This is a genomic window from Thalassospira lohafexi, assembly GCF_002844275.1.
GTDB lineage: Bacteria > Pseudomonadota > Alphaproteobacteria > Rhodospirillales > Thalassospiraceae > Thalassospira > Thalassospira lohafexi.
Genome location: NZ_NXGX01000005.1, coordinates 400,005 through 420,477, shown reverse-complemented (window position 1 = coordinate 420,477; position 20,473 = coordinate 400,005). Strand labels below are relative to the sequence as shown.

General features: G+C 53.6%; 17 protein-coding genes and 1 riboswitch. Of the genes, 4 read left to right on the top strand and 13 right to left on the bottom strand.

Annotated features, from left to right (window positions below; genetic code table 11):
• Nucleotides 1-313 precede the first annotated feature (313 nt).
• Nucleotides 314-1,606 carry a c-type cytochrome biogenesis protein CcmI gene (gene ccmI, locus COO92_RS14415; RefSeq protein WP_101303193.1) on the bottom strand — a complete coding sequence of 431 codons (1,293 nt, stop codon included), beginning with the start codon at nucleotides 1,604-1,606 and terminating at the stop codon, nucleotides 314-316.
• A gap of 21 nt (nucleotides 1,607-1,627) precedes the next feature.
• Complete coding sequence (locus COO92_RS14410) at nucleotides 1,628-3,610, bottom strand: heme lyase CcmF/NrfE family subunit (RefSeq protein WP_101303191.1); 1,983 nt, start codon at nucleotides 3,608-3,610, stop codon at nucleotides 1,628-1,630.
• 206 nt (nucleotides 3,611-3,816) lie between these two features.
• Here COO92_RS14410 and COO92_RS14405 point away from each other — a divergent pair, with 206 nt between their 5' ends.
• Complete coding sequence (locus tag COO92_RS14405; RefSeq protein WP_101303189.1) at nucleotides 3,817-4,833, top strand: cation diffusion facilitator family transporter; 1,017 nt, start codon at nucleotides 3,817-3,819, stop codon at nucleotides 4,831-4,833.
• A gap of 94 nt (nucleotides 4,834-4,927) precedes the next feature.
• Here the strand turns inward: COO92_RS14405 and COO92_RS14400 are convergent, their stop codons facing one another.
• The 8 genes from COO92_RS14400 to COO92_RS14365 form a co-directional block, all read right to left on the bottom strand.
• Nucleotides 4,928-6,088, bottom strand: a complete 1,161-nt coding sequence (locus tag COO92_RS14400) for a ribonucleotide-diphosphate reductase subunit beta (protein WP_101303187.1) — start codon at nucleotides 6,086-6,088, stop codon at nucleotides 4,928-4,930.
• 57 nt (nucleotides 6,089-6,145) lie between these two features.
• On the bottom strand, nucleotides 6,146-9,112 hold the full coding sequence (locus COO92_RS14395; RefSeq protein ID WP_101303371.1) for a ribonucleoside-diphosphate reductase subunit alpha: 2,967 nt from the start codon (nucleotides 9,110-9,112) through the stop codon (nucleotides 6,146-6,148).
• 117 nt (nucleotides 9,113-9,229) lie between these two features.
• Nucleotides 9,230-9,456: riboswitch (cobalamin riboswitch) on the bottom strand.
• Between the two features lie 166 nt (nucleotides 9,457-9,622).
• The gene (locus COO92_RS14390; RefSeq protein ID WP_022731705.1) at nucleotides 9,623-10,378 is read right to left on the bottom strand and encodes a PhoH family protein; all 756 of its coding nucleotides are present in this window, start codon (nucleotides 10,376-10,378) and stop codon (nucleotides 9,623-9,625) included.
• A gap of 336 nt (nucleotides 10,379-10,714) precedes the next feature.
• Entirely contained in the window at nucleotides 10,715-11,941 is a 1,227-nt protein-coding gene (gene arsJ, locus COO92_RS14385) for an organoarsenical effux MFS transporter ArsJ (RefSeq protein WP_101303185.1), read from the bottom strand.
• 1 nt (nucleotide 11,942) lies between these two features.
• Nucleotides 11,943-12,983: an ArsJ-associated glyceraldehyde-3-phosphate dehydrogenase gene (locus COO92_RS14380; protein ID WP_101303183.1), complete on the bottom strand. Its 1,041-nt coding sequence runs from the start codon at nucleotides 12,981-12,983 to the stop codon at nucleotides 11,943-11,945.
• The gene (gene arsB, locus COO92_RS14375) at nucleotides 12,980-14,035 is read right to left on the bottom strand and encodes an ACR3 family arsenite efflux transporter (protein ID WP_101303369.1); all 1,056 of its coding nucleotides are present in this window, start codon (nucleotides 14,033-14,035) and stop codon (nucleotides 12,980-12,982) included. Before arsB ends, COO92_RS14380 begins: the two co-directional genes overlap by 4 nt.
• 20 nt (nucleotides 14,036-14,055) lie before the next feature.
• The gene (locus tag COO92_RS14370; RefSeq protein WP_101303181.1) at nucleotides 14,056-14,568 is read right to left on the bottom strand and encodes an arsenate reductase ArsC; all 513 of its coding nucleotides are present in this window, start codon (nucleotides 14,566-14,568) and stop codon (nucleotides 14,056-14,058) included.
• Between the two features lie 31 nt (nucleotides 14,569-14,599).
• Nucleotides 14,600-15,031 (bottom strand): ArsR/SmtB family transcription factor, encoded by a 432-nt coding sequence (locus COO92_RS14365; RefSeq protein WP_420823346.1) that lies wholly within the window; start codon nucleotides 15,029-15,031, stop codon nucleotides 14,600-14,602.
• A 57-nt stretch (nucleotides 15,032-15,088) separates the two neighbouring features.
• Between COO92_RS14365 and COO92_RS14360 the strand changes: the two genes are divergently transcribed.
• From COO92_RS14360 to COO92_RS14350, 3 genes are all read left to right on the top strand, one after another.
• Nucleotides 15,089-15,403, top strand: coding sequence for an ArsR/SmtB family transcription factor (locus COO92_RS14360; RefSeq protein WP_101303179.1), 315 nt, complete (start codon nucleotides 15,089-15,091; stop codon nucleotides 15,401-15,403).
• Between the two features lie 49 nt (nucleotides 15,404-15,452).
• Nucleotides 15,453-16,487 (top strand): permease, encoded by a 1,035-nt coding sequence (locus tag COO92_RS14355; RefSeq protein ID WP_101303177.1) that lies wholly within the window; start codon nucleotides 15,453-15,455, stop codon nucleotides 16,485-16,487.
• A gap of 111 nt (nucleotides 16,488-16,598) precedes the next feature.
• Nucleotides 16,599-18,194 (top strand): peptide chain release factor 3, encoded by a 1,596-nt coding sequence (locus COO92_RS14350; RefSeq protein WP_101303175.1) that lies wholly within the window; start codon nucleotides 16,599-16,601, stop codon nucleotides 18,192-18,194.
• A 77-nt stretch (nucleotides 18,195-18,271) separates the two neighbouring features.
• Here COO92_RS14350 and COO92_RS14345 read toward each other — a convergent pair whose 3' ends face one another.
• The 3 genes from COO92_RS14345 to COO92_RS14335 form a co-directional block, all read right to left on the bottom strand.
• Nucleotides 18,272-18,601 (bottom strand): AzlD family protein, encoded by a 330-nt coding sequence (locus tag COO92_RS14345; protein ID WP_101303173.1) that lies wholly within the window; start codon nucleotides 18,599-18,601, stop codon nucleotides 18,272-18,274.
• Nucleotides 18,598-19,407 carry an AzlC family ABC transporter permease gene (locus tag COO92_RS14340; protein WP_101303171.1) on the bottom strand — a complete coding sequence of 270 codons (810 nt, stop codon included), beginning with the start codon at nucleotides 19,405-19,407 and terminating at the stop codon, nucleotides 18,598-18,600. The genes COO92_RS14345 and COO92_RS14340 overlap by 4 nt, the downstream gene beginning before the upstream one ends.
• Nucleotides 19,408-19,538: 131 nt before the next feature.
• Nucleotides 19,539-20,447 (bottom strand): LysR family transcriptional regulator, encoded by a 909-nt coding sequence (locus COO92_RS14335; RefSeq protein ID WP_101303170.1) that lies wholly within the window; start codon nucleotides 20,445-20,447, stop codon nucleotides 19,539-19,541.
• Nucleotides 20,448-20,473 lie beyond the last annotated feature (26 nt).

Sequence of the window (20,473 nt, the reverse complement as noted above, 5' to 3'; positions counted from 1 at the left end):
CGATTATCCTTTTGGAGGGGTTTTTTCAAAGAAAATCCCATCTCTACGGCATATTACGATTGTTTTTTTAGTCAATGAAACAACTAAAAACCACCAGTTTCTGGCAATAATTGGCTCATGTATGTGTGGTTCCTAATTTAGGTTGGGCTGGTGTTAAGTTTCATTCTCACATTTTTACGCAAAAATCAATGCGCTTGGGTGCTGTATGGGTATAAATCCCTATTCGTGAGTATGATACATAATATCCATTAAGGGCGGTTAGAAGGGGGGATTTGAAAATTTTTATGATCAAATTGCACCCCGTCATAAACCCCTAGTTGACGCGAAGACCAAGCTCGTCAGCCAGTGTTGTGAAGCGTGCAACCAGTTCCGAACGGTCCGCAAATTGGGTGGTCGCGCGGGTATAGGCGGCCTGCGCTGCATCCATGTCCCCGATCACGCTATAGGCCCGTATCAGACGCGCCCAGCCTTCCGGATTTTCTGGCTCGGCTTCAAGGCGCTCGGCCAGATTGTTAACCATGGACGCGATCATTTCCTGACGTTCTTGTGGCGTCATTTCCTCGGCAGCTTTGACGTCATCCTCGGTTGGCCCGGCCATCATCGGGGGAGATGGTTTGACATCAAGTCGTCCTTCAATATCAATTCCTTGCGCCAATGCGGCATCTTGTATGCGCGATACCACCATTGGAAGCCATCCCGCATCGGCCGGTGCGTTGTTGGCAAGGACGACCCACCGGTCAATGGCCGCTGGGTAATTGCCGTCCTGAATATCGCCAAGGCCAAGATAATACTGAATTCTGGGGTCGGTACTGTCTGTCTTTGCCGCCTCGGTCAACGCGCCGCGTGCGATGGCATTAATCTGGCCGTTATCGGCGCGAATGACACTTTCGGCATACATCGCCAGATAATCACCATCCCGACCTGACAGCTTGACCGCTTCAAGAAAGGCGGTTTGGGCCTCCGCCGGTCGGCCAAGCGCCATCAGGCTGGCACCAAGCAATTCCCATCCTTGAATGTTGTCGGGGTTTTCCAGAAGCTTTTGCGAAAGATCGCTTACGGCCCGGTTCAGGACGTCATTTCTGTCTTGACCCATGGCTTCGGCCTGACGGACGGCATTGATTTCTGCCGTTCGACTGGCAATCGGGCGATCGGGCAAGGCAGGGCTGCCAAGATCAAGATAAAGTCCAACCCCGCCGATCAAAAACAGCGCGACGAGCCCGGCAATCAATGGGCGCAGGCGGGGCGATCCTTTGATGTTTATCTGGGCGGCCGATTGTTCTTTGATGCGCTGATCTGCGTTCAGGATACGTCGTTGCACTTCGATGCGTGCGGCACTGGCTTGCTCGGTCGTGAGGACACCACGGTCAATATCGCGATCAATTTCAGACAGCTGGTCCTGATAAACTGCCAGGTCGCGCAGAATTTCATCATCAGCCCTGAGTATGTCGGGTGCAGTATCCGGCTTGCTGTCGATGTTCGTATCGCTCGGATTTTCTTTCGCGTCACTGCGAACAGACTGAGCTTGTTTTCTGTTTATCCATATCGGCCACAAGACAAAACCCGCCACCAGCAGGGTAACTGCGCCAAGAACAATTGCGATGGTCATAAATATTTCCTGTCGTGACGCTTATTCTGCGGGGGCTGGTTTGGCGGATGCTTTGTGGGATCGAACCGGCGCACCAATGCGATAGCGCCGATCAGACAATGACATCAATCCGCCAAACACCATGACAAGGCCACCGGCCCACATCCATGGGATCATCGGTTTGACGTAAAAGCGCGTGATCCATTTGCCACTTTCATCCTGATCGCCGATGACGGCATAGATATCACCAGTAAAGCCCGAACGGATTCCTGCCTCGGTGGTTGGCATGCCTTCGACCGTGTAGACACGTTTTTCCGGTGTCAAAACAATGGTGCGTTCGCCCGGCGTGGTAATGGTCACTGTGGCTTCACGGGCAACAAAGTTCGGCCCCTGATATTCGCGAATATCAGACAGTGTAAAGCGATGATCGGCAATATGGGCACTTTCCCCAATGCCAAGCGATTGCACCGATTCTTGCGTCCATGCCTGTGATCCGGTGATCCCCGCAACCACAATCGCGACCCCGGCATGGGCCAGCATGGTGCCATGGGCAGAGCGCGGCAAATCGCGCATGCGGCGCAGGCTGGTGGCAAAAGGCGCCCGGAACAGTTTGATCCGTCCCACCCATTCAAGGATGGAGCCAACAAACAGCCACGCAGCCAACCCCATGCCAAACAGGGCAAAGGCCGGACCACCCGAAAGCCAAAGCGTAACCAGTACGACCACGGCAGCAACCGACAAGGCAATCTTGAGTTTGCCCATCACGGCAAACAGATCGGCCCGTTTCCATGGCATCATCGGACCAAATGCCATGGCAATAATCACCGGCGTCATGATCGGAACGAATGTCGCATTAAAGAACGGCGCGCCAACCGAAATCTTTTCACCCGTAAGGGTTTCGAGCAACAGCGGATACAACGTGCCAAGCAACACCATGGCCGCGGCAATCGACAGCAACACGTTGTTGAAAATCAAGGCCCCTTCGCGCGAAATCGGCTGAAACAGCCCGCCGCCTCTAAGGGTCGGTGCGCGCCACGCATACAATGTTAATGACCCGCCAACAGCGGCAAACAGCAAGAACAGGATAAATACGCCGCGTGTCGGATCGGTGGCAAAGGCATGCACCGATGTCAGCGCACCCGACCGCACAAGGAAGGTGCCAAGCAGCGAGAAGGAAAATGCCAGAATTGCCAGAAAGATCGTCCAGCTTTTCAACGCATCGCGCTTTTCAACAACGATGGCGGAATGCAGCAATGCCGTTCCTGCCAACCAAGGCATGAAGGATGCGTTTTCGACCGGGTCCCAGAACCACCAGCCGCCCCAGCCAAGCTCGTAATAGGCCCACCACGATCCAAGACCAATACCTGCGGTCAGGAAGACCCATGCCGCCAGTGTCCAGGGCCGCACCCAACGTGCCCACGCCGGATCAACCCGGCCTTCAATCAGGGCAGCCACGGCAAAGGCAAAGGCGACAGAAAACCCGACATAGCCGAGATACAGGAAGGGCGGATGGATGGCGATGCCCGGATCTTGCAAAAGCGGGTTCATGCCTTCCCCATCAAGTGGCGGGTTCAAAACGCGCTCAAACGGGTTGGAGGTCAGAACGATGAATAAAATAAACCCGGCCGCGATCAGCCCCATAACGCCCAGAACACGCGCAAGCAATGTCGGCGGTAAATTCCGACCAAAGGCGGCAACCGCCCCACCAAACAGGGTCAAGATCATCACCCAAAGCAACATGGACCCTTCGTGATTGGCCCAGACTCCGGTGATTTTATAGATCATTGGTTTGGACGTGTGACTGTTGGCCAGAACGTTCAAAACAGAAAAGTCGGAGGTCACATAAGCATAGGTCAGCGCAACAAAGCTTGCCGCGACGAGTGCAAAACATGTGATGGCCAAACGCGGCGCAATCATTAACAACACCGGATCACGGCGCGATGCCGCGACAAACGGGATGGTCGACTGGGCAACTGCCATCACAAGGGACAGTATCAGCGCGTAATGTCCGATCTCTACAATCATCAGTTGGCCTATGGTTGTGTTTTATGTGCCTGAACGCGAGATATAATCGCTTGAATGTGGCTTGGAAACCTTGCGGAATATCAAATATGCGCTATTTGCGGCACAGTGAACTCGGAAAATATGGCAATAGACATTACATATTGCTTCCAAACAGGCTATAAAATGGCTGTTAGGCTGCGGAAATTGAATGCTAAAGGTCAGTTTATATGAGTCAATGTCCCGTCATTGACATTGCACAAAAAGAAATGTGGGCGCGTCGTGCAACGACGGCCTCCATTGTCATTGCTGCAACATTGATCCTGATTAAGGCCATTGGCTGGTTCCTAACCGATTCTGTGAGTTTGCTGTCTTCCATGATTGATAGCATGCTTGATGTCGGAACATCTGTGATTAACTTCATGGCCGTGCGGTCCGCATGGCGACCGGCCGACCATGATCACCGTTTTGGTCATGGCAAGGCCGAACCGTTGGCCGGGCTTTTTCAATCGGCCTTTATGACTGGTGCAGCGATTCTTGTTCTGGCCGAGGCCGCATCACGCCTAGCAGAACCCAAGCCGATCTCCTTTGCGGTTGAAGGCGTTTGGATCATGGGTGTGTCACTTGTGATGACGATCGGGCTTGTGCTTTTGCAACGTAAAGCGGTTCGAATGTCTGGATCGCTTGCCGTTGATGCCGATTCTATTCATTACAGCAGCGATATTTTTTCAAACCTTGCGGTGATTGTTGCCCTTTGCGTTGGGGTGGCTGGTTTCCACTGGGCCGATCCCGCGATTGGTGGGTTGGTCGCAGCGTTTTTGCTGTATTCCGCGGTCAAGGTTGGTCGCCGCTCTGTTGAGCTTCTGATGGATGCCGAATTGCCCGAGTCTGACAGCCAGCGCATCATTGAGTTAACGATGAAAAATCCGGCTGTGATCGGTATTCATCGCTTGCGGACTCGTTCTTCGGGGGTGCATCGTTTTGCCGAGATTGAGCTGATCATGGATGGCGGCATGTTGATGCGTGAATCGCACACCATTTGCCATCAGGTGATGGACAGCATCCGTGCTGAATATCCCGACGTTGATATCACCATTCACCCTGAGCCGCCCGAAGACATCCACCTTGATGAGTTCAGCGGCTATACCGAAGACCCCGAATTTTGGCATACTGGCCGCGCTAAACGTGCTGGACAGCACGATATCCCTGTTTCAAACAGCGGCGAAATCGCTGCGATGGGCCGATAGGCCAAACTATCCCGCGCGTCACACAGATCGTTCGGAGCCAAAAACGGCTGACAAGGTAACTTGCCAGCCGTTCTGTCTTTTGGGCCAGTGGGGGTTAATCCCAGCTTAGCGCGCCGCCATTCTGATATTCGATGACACGGGTTTCAAAAAAGTTCTTTTCCTTTTTTAAGTCCATGGCCTCAGACATCCATGGGAACGGATTTTCGACCTCGGCAAAGACCGGGGTCAGACCAAGCTGGCCACAACGGCGATTGGCAATGAAATGCATATATTGCTCGCACAGGGCCGCATTCAGCCCCAAAAAGCCGTTTGGCATGGTATCCCGGCCATAGGCGGCTTCAAGTTCTGCGGCTTCGCGGATCATGCCGCGAATTTCGTCCTGAAATCCTGCGGTCCAGAGATGCGGGTTTTCGGCCTTGATCTGGTTGATGACATCAATGCCGAAATTCAGATGTATGCTCTCGTCGCGCAGGATGTACTGATATTGTTCGGCAATGCCGACCATCTTGTTGCGCCGCCCCAACGACAGGATTTGCGCAAAACCCGTATAGAACCACATGCCTTCGAAAATGACGTAAAAGGCGACCAGATCACGCAGGAAATCCTGATCACGTTCCGGGGTGCCTGTGGCAAAATCCGGGTCATCGAGATGCTTGGTATAGCGTAGCGCCCATGCGGCTTTTTCCGTGATCGACGGCACTTCGCGATACATATTGAAAAGCTCACCCTCATCAAGGCCGAGGCTTTCGACGATATATTGGAACGTATGGCTGTGGACAGCTTCTTCAAAAGCCTGCCGAAGCAGATACTGTCGGCATTCCGGGTTGGTAAGATGGCGGTAAATCGCCAGCACGATGTTATTGGCAACAAGGCTTTCAGACGCGGCAAAGAAACCCAGATTGCGTTTGAGCATTCTGCGTTCATCCTCGGTCAGGCCATCACGCGATTTCCAAAGCGCGATGTCGGCCTGCATGGAAACCTCGGTCGGCATCCAGTGATTGTTACAGCCCGCAAGGTATTTTTCCCACGCCCAGCCGTATTTCAACGGCAAAAGCTGGTTCACATCCGCACGTGAATTAATCATGGCCTTGTCACTGACCGTGACACGGGCCGCCCCGCGATCAATGTCACCAAGGCCGGTGGCATCGGCGGTATGTACGTGATCTGTTGCCCCGACATCATGTGATGCCGGGGAAGCGTTTTGAGCGGTATCGGTGGAGGCGGAAGACGTATCGTTTTCAACCCAGTCAAGCATGGTTCTCGTTCCCGAATTTATACTGTTCACACAGAGGTTTTTTGAGGTGCATTTTGCCTATTGGCAGGCTTCGCATTCCGGGTCGTCGATGGAACACGCCTTGCCCCAGACTTCCCCGCCGACAATCGGATCAACTGCCGGTGCGGTATCGATCACAGCCGACGGTCGGGATGATGTCTGGTTGGGAGACGGCAAAGGCGAAGGAACAGGTGAGGCTGTCTGGGTCGATGGTGTCGGCGCGGATGCAACGGTGGCGTTGGCCACCGCATTCAAGCGTCCATCGGTACCCTTCAGGGTCGATTTTTCAACATGGGTCGCGGCACTGGACCGCAGGTAATAGGTGGTTTTAAGCCCGCGCAACCACGCCAGACGATATAGGTCATTGAGCTTTTTGCCCGACGGATTGGCGATATAAAGGTTAAGCGATTGTGCCTGATCAAGCCATTTTTGACGGCGCGATGCCGCCTCGATCAGCCACGATGAGTCCAGTTCAAACGCGGTAGCATACAGTGTTTTGACCTCATCGGGGATGCGATCAATTTGTCCGACACTGCCGTCGTAGTATTTCAGGTCCGATATCATCACGTCGTCCCACAGACCACGTTCTTTCAGATCAGCGACAAGGGCGGCATTGACCACGGTGAAATCGCCCGACATGTTCGATTTGACAAACAGGTTGCGATAAGCCGGTTCAATCGACTGGCTCACACCGCAAATGTTGGAAATGGTTGCGGTCGGGGCAATTGCCATGGTGTTGGAATTGCGCATCCCAATGGTTTTAACCCGTTCGCGCAACGGTTCCCAATCAAGGCGGGTTGTACGGTCAACGTCAAATTCGGCCCGCGTTTCGGCCAGAAGGTCAAGTGAGTCAATCGGCAGAATCCCGCGTGACCATAGCGACCCGTCAAAGCTTTCATAACGGCCACGTTCGGATGCCAGATCGACCGATGCCGAAATCGCATGGAACGAAATGGCTTCCATGCTTTCATCGGCAAACGCAATCGCCGCATCGGACGCATAGGCAATTTTCATGATCTGCAACGCATCCTGAAACCCCATCAGGCCAAGACCAACCGGACGATGGCGCAGGTTCGAAAAGCGGGCTTCGGGGATGGTATAGAAATTGATGTCGATCACGTTATCAAGCATGCGCATGGCGGTTTTGACCGTTTGTGCAAGCTTGTCGTGATCAAGGCCATTTTTCGTGACATGCGCCGCCAGATTGACCGAGCCAAGGTTACACACCGCAACTTCATCATGTGATGTGTTAAGCGTAATTTCCGTGCACAGATTGGATGAATGGACAACCCCGCGATGGCCCTGTGGGGATCGGATGTTGCACGGATCCTTGAACGTGATCCATGGGTGCCCTGTTTCAAACAGCATGGTCAGCATGCGGCGCCACAGATCAACCGCCCGCACGGTTTTGAAATTGCGGATTTGGCCGCTATTGGCGCGCGCCTCATACGTTTCATAGGCGGTTTTGAAGGCCGGGCCATACAGATCATGCAGGTGGGGTGCATCGTCTGGCGAAAACAGGGTCCAGGGACCGTCTGCCATCACCCGTTCCATGAACAGGTCAGGCACCCAGTTGGCGGTGTTCATGTCATGGGTGCGCCGCCGGTCATCGCCGGTGTTTTTGCGCAGATCAAGGAACTCTTCGATGTCGATATGCCACGTTTCGAGATAGGCACAGACAGCACCCTTGCGCTTGCCGCCCTGATTGACCGCAATGGCGGTATCGTTGGCAACTTTTAAGAACGGGACCACGCCCTGACTTTCGCCGTTGGTGCCTTTGATATGTGCCCCAAGGCCACGCACCGGGGTCCAGTCATTGCCAAGACCGCCGGAATATTTCGCCAAAAGCGCGTTGTCCTTGACCGATTTGAAAATGCCGTCAAGGTCATCGGGCACCGTGGTCAGGAAGCACGATGAAAGCTGCGGACGGCAGGTGCCAGCATTAAACAGGGTCGGGGTCGATGCCATGAAGACGAAGGTCGAAAGCTGATTGTAAAATTCAATCGCCTTGACTTCGCGGTCAATTTCACGGATGGCAAGTCCCATGGCAACCCGCATAAAGAACGCTTGGGGCAGTTCAAACCGAGATCCTTTGACATGCAGGAAATACCGGTCATACAGGGTTTGCAGCCCAAGATACTGAAAGTTTAAATCACGGTCGGGTTTGATCGCGGCGGTGATTTTCTTCAGATCAAATTTTGCCAGTTCCGCGTCAATCAACCCGGCCTCGATCCCGGCTTTGAGGGCGGCTGGGAAATAGGTGGCATAGCGATCCTGCATTTCGGCCTGCGTTGCCTGCTCGGGGCGACCGGAAACAAAACCAAGGGCCTCGGTCCGTAGTTTATCAAGCAACAACCGTGCACTGACAAAGGCGTAATTGGGTTCGCGTTCAATTAGGGTGCGGGCAGCCATGATCGGGGCCAACGCCAATTCACCAAGGGTGACCCCGTCATACAGATTGCGCCGGGTTTCGGCCATGATCGGATCGGGGCTGACATCGGCAAGCGTGCCGCAGGCTTCTTTAATCACCGTTGAAAGACGGTCAAAATCAAGCGGTGTTTTGCGGCCATCGGGCTGGGTGACGGAAAGCTGTGGTGTGTCGGATGGTTTCTTTTTCTTACGTGCATCGGCTTTGGCACGTTCGCGCGCACGGTCTTCGCGGTATAGAACATAGGCGCGTGCGACCTTGTGATGTTCGCTGCGCATCAAGGCCAGTTCGACCTGATCCTGAATGTCTTCGATCTGAAGCGTATGGCCGGGTGCTGCGCGCCGGTGCAGGACGGAAACCACCTGTTCGGTCAGGCCGTCGACACTGTCATGAACGCGGTGTGATCCCGATGCGGTTTCGCCCTCGGCGGCAAGAAACGCCTTGGTCAGGGCTGCCTTGATTTTGGCCGGATCAAATGCGGTGACTGATCCGGTGCGCCGGATCACCTGATAGCCTGTTGTAGAAGAATGTGATGGATCGGAAACGGCTGGTCGTTCCGCGTGCTGAGTAACTGACATCTTAAACCCCGAAATGTTGGGGCAAGGGCCAAGCGGATGCATGCGAGGACGAAAGCAAAATAGCCGGAATCCGGCATGCCGCGTCACAAGCGCTCCACCGGGACACCCCGCCCGAGAACGTTAATTTCCATCACGGCAGGTCTCCTGGCTCGCGGCTATGGCGCTGTCATCCGGCCTTCCCGAAACGCAAATTCGTTTCAGTGACCATCATTGGATGCAAGCTAACCGCTTACAGTTGCGGGGGCAGCTCCGGCATTGTTGCGTAAGGGCAAACGCACCGAATTCCCTCTTAGCCTTCCTCTGATCAGGGATCAAAGTGAAGGACCGTGATGTCTATATATTGGGTGTGGTGGGCAGCATTCGTCAATATATATGTTTTATTGACAGCATTTGGTCATGGCGGCGAAATGCCGCGAAGCCAAGATTTTCTGCGAAACCGGGATGGACAAAAAAAGTGGCGGACCCTTTCGGGCCCGCCTTTTCTTCTTTGGTTTGCTGCGTCGGATCTTGTTAAAGAACGGTCAACATGCTTGCGACCAGTGGGTGACGGACAATGTCCTTGTCACGCAGTCGAACGCAGGCAATGTCTTCGACATTTTCCAGACGGTCTGACATTTCCGACAGGCCCGACATTTCCGGCAAAAGGTCGGTCTGGTCCGGGTCGCCGGTCAGGATCATGGTTGCATTCCAGCCAAGGCGGGTAACCAGCATCTTGAGCTGCCCGTATGTGCAGTTCTGGGCCTCATCAATCACGACAAAGGCGTTATTGAGTGTCCGGCCACGCATGTAGCCGATCGGGGCGATTTCAATTGTGCCGTCCGAGATATAGGTGCGAAGTCGTTTGGTGCCGAGACGATCATTCAGCGCGTCATAAAGCGGGCGCAGATAAGGTGCCATTTTGGCTTCGACATCACCGGGCAGGAACCCGATGTTTTCACCCGCCTCAACCGCCGGGCGGGCCAGAACGATGCGGCCAATTTCGCCTTTATCAAGCGCTTCAACTGCTTTGGATACCGCGATATAGGTTTTGCCCGTTCCTGCAGGGCCAAGTGCCAGCACAAGGTTAAAGTCATCGATTGCCGTCATCAGGGCTGCTTGGTTTTCACTTTTTGGCCGGATGTGACGACGGAAACTTTGGTCGCGTTGTCCTTTCTCTTCGGAAGTTTCGAGAGGGTGCCAATCGGCGTTTTTTTCATCAAACAGGTCATGGACATTGTTGTCTGACTGTTGCGGACGATTACGACGGCGTGCTGCGCGTTTACCCATTACGATCACCTCATCAATTGTGCCAAAAAGCAAAACGCGCCGTTCCATCATGGAAGGGCGCGCAATCAATTTTCATATTCAGATGGAAGTGGCGGTAGGAGTTTCCGCCGGACACATCATGTTGCATGTGCGATCCGGGGGGCGAAAATTCTCGTTTTAAGACGCTTTCTCGCGGCACTCGGGAACTCCTCCTGCGGTCTAGTTCTTGACCGTTAATTGGAATCGTACCCCTATATGCAGTGTCTTGTCACGGGTTTTTGTATGATGAAATTTCGATGAATTTGGAAAATGAGTCTTTTCATATGCTTATCTTGCATCTGCGAAGAAGATTTTTATTCAACTCTGCGGTGCGGGGGGCTGATGGATCGGTAGAGCCACACTGATGATCCAGCTGATGGTTAAAAACGCAATTGAGGTCACAAGACATCCAACCAGCCCGCCATAAAAGTAAGCCACCCCGGAAAGGATCGTTCCGGCAAGGCGTCCCATGGCATTGGACATATAGTAAAACCCGACATTCATCGCGACCTTGTCGCCATCGGCATAGGCGAGAATTAAATAGGAATGCAGCGATGAATTTACCGCAAAGACAACCCCGAAGACCAAGAGCCCGGCCAGAACCGCAAATTCTGGAGCGAAACCTTGTTGAACGGCACTTGCAATCGCGACCGTGACAGCGATCAGGGCAACAATCCACAGCCGTGCGGTTCGGCCATCGGGTTCATGGCTTTGTGCGCGGAGCATCTTGGGGGCAATTGCCTGGATGAAACCATACCCGATCACCCATGCTGCCATATAGGTCCCGACTTCAATGTGGCTCCAGCCAAGTTCAGCCGCCAAAAATACCGGTAAACCGACAACGAACCAGATATCGCGTGAGCCAAACAAAAACAAACGTGCAGCTGAAAGAATGTTGATCTTGCGGTCCGGGGAAAAGACGTCGCGAAATTTAGGTTTGAGAGCGTTGGTCGGACCCGACATTTCCGCGCCAAGAGATAGAGCGACGGCAATCAGCGTGATGCCAAGTCCGGCAGCCATGGCCAAAAGGGCACCCGAAAATCCCAACCACAATAAAAGCGCGCCGCCCAAAAAGAAGCCAACGCCCTTCAACGCGTTTTTCGATCCGGTCAAAAGTGCTACCCAGCGAAACAGCGCACCTTTTGCCTCGGTCGGGACAAGAACCTTGATTGCCGATTTGCTCGACATTTTGGTTAGATCCTTGGCAACACCCGATGCCGCCTGAAGTCCCATGACATAGGCGACTGAAACAGCAGGAAGCCAATCAGGATTGGTAAACGACAGTGCGGTGAGCGATGCGATTTGCAAGATTAATCCGGCAAATAGTGTAAAGCGCAATCCACGCGCCTGTGCCAGCCACCCGCCCACCAGATTGGTGATGATTCCGGCAAATTCATAGAGAACAAACAAAAGCGAGATCTCGAATGCCGAATAGCTCAGTGCGTAAAAATGCAACAGAACCAGCATCCGCAATGCACCGTCGGTTAGGGTGAAACCCCAATAGGCACCCGTAACCAGTGCATAATTTCGGATCGCGGATGACATTTTATGCTCCACTGGTGCTATGGCTGGGCATGCTTTGGGCAACTTTGGCGGCAAGATCGATCATGCGGCAGACATATCCCCATTCATTGTCATACCACGCCAGAACTTTGACCTGACGTTTGTCGATCACCATGGTTGATCCGGCATCAATGATCGAAGACCGCGAATCGTTGAGGTAATCCGCACTGACAAGCGGGCGTTCTTCATAGCCCAGAATACCCGCCAGATAGGTTTCCGATGCGTCGCGCATCAGACGGTTGACCGTTTGGGCATCGGTATCTTGGGCCACTTCAAACACGCAATCGGTAAGCGACGCATTCAAAAGCGGCACGCGCACCGCAATGCCATTCAGTTTTCCGGCGAGTTCTGGGTAAATCATGGTGATGGCGGTTGCTGATCCGGTGCTGGTCGGGATCAGTGACTGCAGGCAGGACCGCGCACGGCGCAAATCCTTGTGCGGTAAATCGACAATGGTTTGGGTGTTGGTGACATCATGAATGGTGGTGATTGAACCATGCACAATGCCAAGATTTTCGTGAATGACCTTGACCACCGGTGCAAGACAGTTGGTCGTGCAACTTGCCGCGGTCAAAAGGTCATGCTGTGCCGGATCATACAGATCGTCATTCACGCCATAGACAATATTAAGCGCACCCTCCTTGACCGGGGCGGCGACGATGACTTTTTTGAGCCCCTGATCAAAATAGGGCTGGATGGTCTCTGGTGTTTTGAACTTTCCGGTGCATTCCAAAACAATGTCACAGCCAGATGCGACCCAGTCGGTGTCGCCCGGTGTCGGGTTGTCGCTAAACGAGATTTTATGCGTCTGGTCAATCACGACCTGATCGTCAATGCATTCAACGCCTTTGGTCCAGCGGCCATGCACGGAATCAAATTCCAAAAGGTGGGCTGCGGTTTTTGCCCCGCCATTGATTTCGTTGATATGGACAAATTCAAGGTCCGGATGCCCGAAACCAGCGCGCAGGGTCAGGCGTCCCATGCGGCCAAATCCATTGATACCAATGCGCATTTTTCCGGTCATTTTGAAACCTCGGAAGTTTGGGATGTGGTGGTTTTTGCATCCGCAAACCAATGACGTGACCGGTTGGCGATGGCGACAAGCGACAGCATCACCGGTACTTCGACAAGCACGCCAACCACGGTTGCCAATGCCGCACCTGATGAGAAGCCGAACAAACCAATGGCGGTGGCAACAGCCAGTTCAAAGAAGTTGGATGCGCCAATCATCGCTGATGGGGCCGCAATTTTATGTTCAACGCCTAAAACCTTGTTGGCGACATAGGCAATGGCGGCAATGAAATAGGTTTGCAGAATGATCGGCACCGCCAGCAGCACAATAATCACCGGCTGGGCAAGGATTTGCTGTCCCTGAAAGGCAAACAGTAGGACCAGTGTCGCAAGCAGGGCAAGCATCGAAACCGGTTTAAGTTTGGCGTCAAATTTCTCGAACGCCGTCATGCCTTTTGACATGACAAATTGTCGCAAAAACTGACCGACGATGACCGGGATCACGATGAAAGCAACGACAGAAATGGTCAGTGTTTCCCACGGAATGGTAATCGCTGAAATCCCCAGCAAAAGTGCGACAATCGGGGCAAAGGCGAAAATCATGATGGTATCGTTCAGCGCAACCTGGCTGAGCGTGAAATTCGCATCCCCCTTGGTCAGGTTTGACCAGATAAATACCATGGCAGTACAGGGGGCCGCCCCCAAAAGGATCAAGCCAGCGATATAACTTTCAATTTCGGCCTCTGGCAGAAGCGGGCGAAACAGGACCCCGATAAATAACCAGCCAAGGGCCGCCATACTAAAGGGCTTGATCAGCCAGTTCACCCCAAGGGTGACGCCAATGCCGCGCCATTGCTTGCCGACTTCATGAAGGGCCTTGAAATCAACCTTCATCAACATCGGCACAATCATCAACCAGATCAGGATGGTGACCGGTAAATTGATTTCATAGGCGGTCAGATTGCCAATGGTCTGAAACAGGTCAGGGAGCATTTCACCAAGGGCAATGCCAACCACGATGCTTGCCGCGACCCAGACGGTTAAGTAGCGTTCAAACAGGTTCATCGGGGCATCTTCTTTGGTGGTCATGCGTCCTCGCTTGATGTGGTCTGGCCGATTTCATCGAGCTTGTGCTGCAATGACAGCCGATCAAGTGACTGGAACGGAAGACTGGTAAAAATCGAAATACGATTGCGCAACATCCGATAGGCATCGGCAAAGGCCAGACGTTTTTCGGCTTCGGTGCCGGTAACGGCTGCCGGGTCAGGAACGCCCCAGTGGGCTGTCATCGGCGATCCCGGAAAAATCGGGCAATCTTCGTTGTTCATGGTGTCACACACGGTAAAAACGAAATCGAATTTGACTTCGTCTTTCTGGGAATAAACTTCCATTTCCTTGGATGAAAATTCTGACGGGTCATGATCAAGCGATTGCAGAAGATCTGCCGTATAGGGATGAATTTCACCGCGCGGGTGGGAACCTGCGCTAAACCCGAAAAAGTGGTCTTGCCCCTCTTTTTTCAGGATGGCTTCGGCCATGATGCTGCGCGCGGAATTGGCTCGGCACAGAAAAAGCACGTTATTGGTTCCACCAGACATGTCGCATTGTCCTTTGCAGGGAAAGAATGAATTAACAGCAGTCCTTGGAGGGGGCGGTCAGTCCACATAATTCCGGACGACCATGGCAGCAATCATCTGTCAGGAACCCAAGAAGACCGCGCATCACTTCGGGCACGATGCGATAGATCATGGATCGACCGTCACGGGTTGCGCTGATTAATCCCGCATTGCTCAATGTTGCCAGATGCGACGACATGGTGTTGTGCGGAATGCCGACCTTGCGGGCAAGTTCGCCTGCAGCCATGCCGGTTTCACCCATTTGGGCTAGCAAGCGAAAAGCCGAAAGTCTGTGTTCCTGTGCCAGAGCCCCAAGGGCGGCAATTGCATTATTTGTGTCCATATGTCGAGAAGTATCGACACAATTGTTGTTTGACAAGTGACAATTCTGTTTCAAAGCGGGTTCTGGGACGTGATCCTTCAGAATGTTCAATATTATCAGCATCTTGATGGAGAGGGAAAACATCTTTAAATAACTAGAAATATAGTTATAATTGGCGACATGAAGGAAACAGACATTGCCCCTATTCTGGCCGCATTGGGCCATTCGGCCCGTCTGGGCATTTTCCGTCTGCTGGTGCGGGCGGGAGAAACCGGATTGAATATCGGTGAAATCGGTCGCCATACTGGTCTTCCGGCCTCGACACTGGCCCACCATTTGGGTGCGCTTGTTCAGGTTGGGCTGGTTCGGCAGGAAAAACACGGTCGCGAGGTCGTTAATCACGCCGAGATCCTGGCGGTGCGCAACGTGCTGGGAACTCTGATTGATGAATGCTGCATCGGGGTTGATGTCGGGCAGGCGGAAGAGGTGGTGTGAGCCATCCCTTTTTTTGCCTAAACATAACTATTATACTAGGGATATGGATATGTCAGATATTGCATTGAAACTTCGCCGGTTTGCCGAAACCGGCAGGGCCCTTGACCGGGTTTGGGTCACCATTGTCGCAATATTGTTGGCACTGGCCGTGGTCGTGCCTGCTCAATTACCCGGCAGTCTGGTCTTTACCGGGCAGCAGCTTGCGTCGGTTGCGCCGTTCCTGCTGTTGTCGGTGATGATTGCCGCCTGGGCCGGGGCAACCGGGGCAGATAGCCTGATTGCGCGCGCTTTCAGTGGTCATCCTGTGAAGATGGTCCTGATGGCGTCTGCATTTGGCGCATTGTCGCCTTTCTGCTCGTGCGGCGTGATCCCGTTGATTGCTGCCCTGTTGTCGATGGGCGTTCCATTGGCGCCGGTGATGGCGTTTTGGTTGGCTTCCCCGGTGATTGATCCGGCAATGTTCATGCTGACTGTCGGCACCATTGGGATGGAATTTGCGGTCGGTAAATTGCTTGCCGCGATTGCACTTGGTTTGATTGGCGGTTTTGCCACGCTTTGGCTGACCCGGCTTGGTTTCCTGACCGAACCCTTGCGCGAAGGGATAGGAAACGGTGGCTGCGGCGGGGGTAAGATGCGGTCCCCGAAGCCGCCGGTATGGCGTTTCTGGCACGACCCGGACCGTACGGACAGATTTCGCCGGGATGCCATCAAAACCACCCTGTTTCTGGGGAAGTGGCTGGCCTTGGCGTTTTTGTTGGAAAGCCTGATGGTTACCTATATTCCGGCTGAAACAGTTTCGGCTGCTGTTGGCGGGGATGGCGTTCTGCCCGTCCTGATCGCGACCCTTGTCGGTGTTCCTGCTTACTTGAACGGGTATGCCGCTCTGCCGCTGGTCGGTGGACTGATCAGTCAGGGTATGCAGGCCGGTGCCGGCATGGCATTTCTGGTTGCGGGGGGTGTATCATCCCTTCCTGCTGCGATTGCGGTCTTCGCACTCGTCAAGAAACCGGTTTTCGCGCTGTATCTTGCCTATGCCCTGATCGGGTCATTCGCTGTCGGGCTGGTGTTCCAGATTGTGCACTGAACCGGTCGTGACGGGCAGAATTCATACCCGTCATGACGATTTCGGGATGGCGCGCACGCAAAAAATCGGTACAGTGCGCGCCAAATCGAAATCAGTATTAGTGGATCAAGAATGTCGACGATTGACCATCAGGTATCGCGTCGCCGTACCTTCGCCATCATTTCGCACCCGGATGCGGGTAAAACGACCCTGACGGAAAAGCTGTTGCTTTTCGGGGGGGCGATTCAGATGGCCGGTGCGGTTAAGGCGAAAAAGGAACAGCGCGGCGCACGTTCGGACTTTATGAAGATCGAACAGGACCGTGGTATTTCCGTGTCTTCGGCTGTGATGACGTTCGAGTTTGAAGATAACATCTACAACCTGCTTGATACGCCGGGCCACGAAGATTTTTCCGAAGATACCTACCGGGTTCTGACCGCAGTTGATTCCGCCGTCATGGTGATTGATGCCGCCAAGGGGATTGAAACCCAGACGCGCAAACTGTTTGAAGTTTGCCGGATGCGCGATGTGCCAATCACGACGTTTGTGAACAAAATCGACCGTGAAACCCGCGATTTCTTTGAGCTGATCGATCAAATCGAACAGGATCTCGCCCTTGATGTGTCGCCGGTCACTTGGCCGATTGGCTCTGGCCGTGATTTTAAGGGCTGCTATGATCTGATCAACGACCGCATCCTGTTTATGGAAAAGGGCGGTAATGTTGTTAAGGATTCGATTCAAATCAATGGCCTGAATGATCCGAAACTTGATGAGTTGGTCCCAGATTACCTCGTCGCACAGCTGCGCGAAGACATCGAAATGGTCCGCGCGATGTGCCCTGAATTTGATCTTGAAAGCTACCGCGAAGGTCACCTGACGCCGGTGTTCTTTGGTTCGGCGATTAATAACTTTGGTGTGCGTGAATTGCTGCGCGGTATTGGCGAAAATGCGCCGACCCCGCGCCCGCAAGAAGCCGCCACGCGAACGGTTGAATCATCTGAAACCAAGGTGTCTGGCTTTGTGTTTAAGGTTCAGGCCAATATTGACCCGAACCATCGCGACCGCATTGCCTTCATCCGTCTGTGTTCCGGTCATTTCAAACGTGGCATGAAGTTGAAACATGTGCGCGCGGGCAAACAGATGGCGGTGCATAACCCGATGCTGTTCTTTGCCAATGAACGTGACATTGCCGAAGAAGCCTGGCCGGGCGATATCATCGGTATTCCGAACCACGGCACCTTGCGGATTGGCGATACCCTGACCGAAGGCGAAGACTTGCGCTTCCGCGGTGTTCCGGCCTTTGCACCGGAATTGCTGCAAAAGGTCCGTCTTGATGATCCGCTGAAAGGCAAACATCTTCAGCGTGCCCTTGAGCAGCTCGCCGAAGAAGGCGCATCACAGGTGTTTAAACCGATGATGGGGGCGGACTGGATTGTTGGCGTGGTTGGGCAACTTCAGTTTGAAGTTCTCAAAGAACGCATTTCGGCGGAATACGGCATCAAGGTGCATTTCGAACAAACCCCGGCCTATGCCGCACGTTGGGTGATGGGCGATGACCCGCTCGAAATCAAAAAATTCCGCGATACCAATCAGTCGGCGTTGTTTGAAGACCACGATGAAACGCTCGTTTTCATCGCGCGTAACGCTTGGCATCTTGAAACCGCACAACGCGACTGGCCGAACCTGCGGTTCGAATCCACCCGCGAACAGAATATGGTTGTGGCGTAGTACTACGTTTTGCAAGCCACATAAAAAAGCCGCCCTCTCGTTTGAAGGCGGCTTTTTGTTTTCGCGTGCTTGGTCAATCAACTGCCGATAAAATACCGGCCAACCCCCACCAAAATCATCCCAACCGCCATGGCGGCAAACAGATTGCGGGCCAGTGCCATTGTGATCACGGTGGCGGCGGCCCCGGCAATGCCAATCGCACCGGCCGAAAGCGCACTGGGCACCCAGACGGAAATCAAAACCGCACCGGGCAACCGTTCAAGAACATGTGCCCAGCGCCCATGTTGGGGTAAACGATCGGCCATCATAAGGCCCCCCAGACGCATGCCGTATGTAACGGCGGCCATGCCAAGGATGGTCAGGACAGACTCAAGGCTAAAGCTGGTCAAATCAGGAAAGCTGTTCATTTGCCAACCTCCGGGTTAAGCGTGCCTTCGGGCGCACCATAGGCTTGTCGGCCATCGACGGCATATTCGGCCTCGGGGCTGGTGTCGTCCATATCGTCGCGCCATGTCAGGGCGGCGATGACAACCCCGGCCCCGGCACCAGCCAAAATCGACCATGTGCCGGGCAGGGTATAATGCCCGATGATCGATCCAATGGCGGCTGCTACCCATGGCAGTAAATCGACCTTGCCTTTCCACATGCCAATGGTCAGGGCTGCGAAAACAGCGGTGAAGGCAAAATCAAGCGCATAAACCTCCGGGTCGGGAATGCCGCCGCCCAAAAGGTAGCCCACACTGTTGCCCGTCGCCCAAACGACCCCAAGGAAGATACCACCACCCAGCAAGAACCCCGGATTGGCAAGGTTTTCCTGCGTCATGGTGACGGCCCAGTTTTCATCGGCGACCATATGCATGCCGCACACCTTGACCCAAAGAGGACGGCCGCGAAACACCGGGCGCAGCGACGCCCCGATCAGGATATAGCGCATATTGATCACCGCCGTTGCGATGATGATTGTTGCCGCAGGCACCGTTTCACGCCACAGATCGACCGATACAAATTGTGCTGATCCGGCAAACACCGTCAGGCTCATGAACAGAAGTTCACCAAGTGACAATCCGCGCTGGGACGCAAGCACACCAAGCACCGCACCAAAAATGATGGTGCTGGGCAGAAGCGGCAAACAGGCGATTGCACCGCGCCTTATGGTTTCCGGGGCAAAATGCCCCATCTTTGTTGGGGGTGGGGCAGGTGTGGGGCGTGACATTTCCAACGTTTCCAAATCTTGTTCATTTGTGTGTCAGTTGACCTGACGCTTATGTGGTGGGCGAGGAGCCTGCACCGATCATGGCTGAAATCAAACTCGGAATATTGGACAATATTGCTGTTACGCAATGCTCAATCGCGTTTGGCGCCAAAATCATCAATCAGGATATCAAGGAACAGCTCGGCCACCGGATCAAGTTGCTTGCTGTCATCAAAGCTGGCCTGAAAGGTTGCCTCAACATAAAACTGATCCGGGCGGATCGGGCGCATGCGGCCTGCCTCAACGAACTGTTTGGCATAATGTTCGGGCAGATATCCCAAAAATGCACCTGACAGGATCAGGCGTGCTTCGGCCTCCATGTCGGAAACCATCGCATGCGGCTTGGCGATGGCAAAATCCTTAAGGTCCCGGCCAAGCCAGAATTTACGCCCGACAATGCGATATCGTCTTACTTCGTCGATATCAATTCCGTCATCGGATTGGTTAAATAGCGGATGGTCGGAACTGCAATAAAATCGGTGCATTTCTGGATAGAGTGAAACGTAACTTAACCCCAGTACGGTTTTCGGAAACGCACAAATGCCCACCTGAACCGCCCCGGTGACAATTTCACGCAACAAATCATTGGGCGGATAGGTCACAACATTCAACGTCACATCCGGGGCCTGCTTTACAAAACGCGCAATGGTTTTTTCAATCTTGCGCGCACCGGGATCGGTGATGGTGTTGTCGGTCAGGCCAATGGTCAATGTGCCGTTGAGTTTGTCGCGCAGTGACCGCATCTTGGTTTCATATTGCGACACGGATTTGAAAAGCCGGTGGGCTTCCTCAAAGACAATTTGTCCTTCACGGGTTAGCGAAAACCCGCTGCGCCCGCGTTTGCAAAGCGTGAAGCCAAGCCGGGTTTCAAGGGTGGTGACATAACTTGAAATCGTTGAAAGCGACAGGTTGAGTTCACTTTGTGCGGCGGCAAATCCCCCCACTTCGACAATCGTCAGGAAGATCCGAAGCAGCTTCAGATCGGTTTGGTCCATTGCCATGTGATGGGTGCTCCCTGTGCATTACT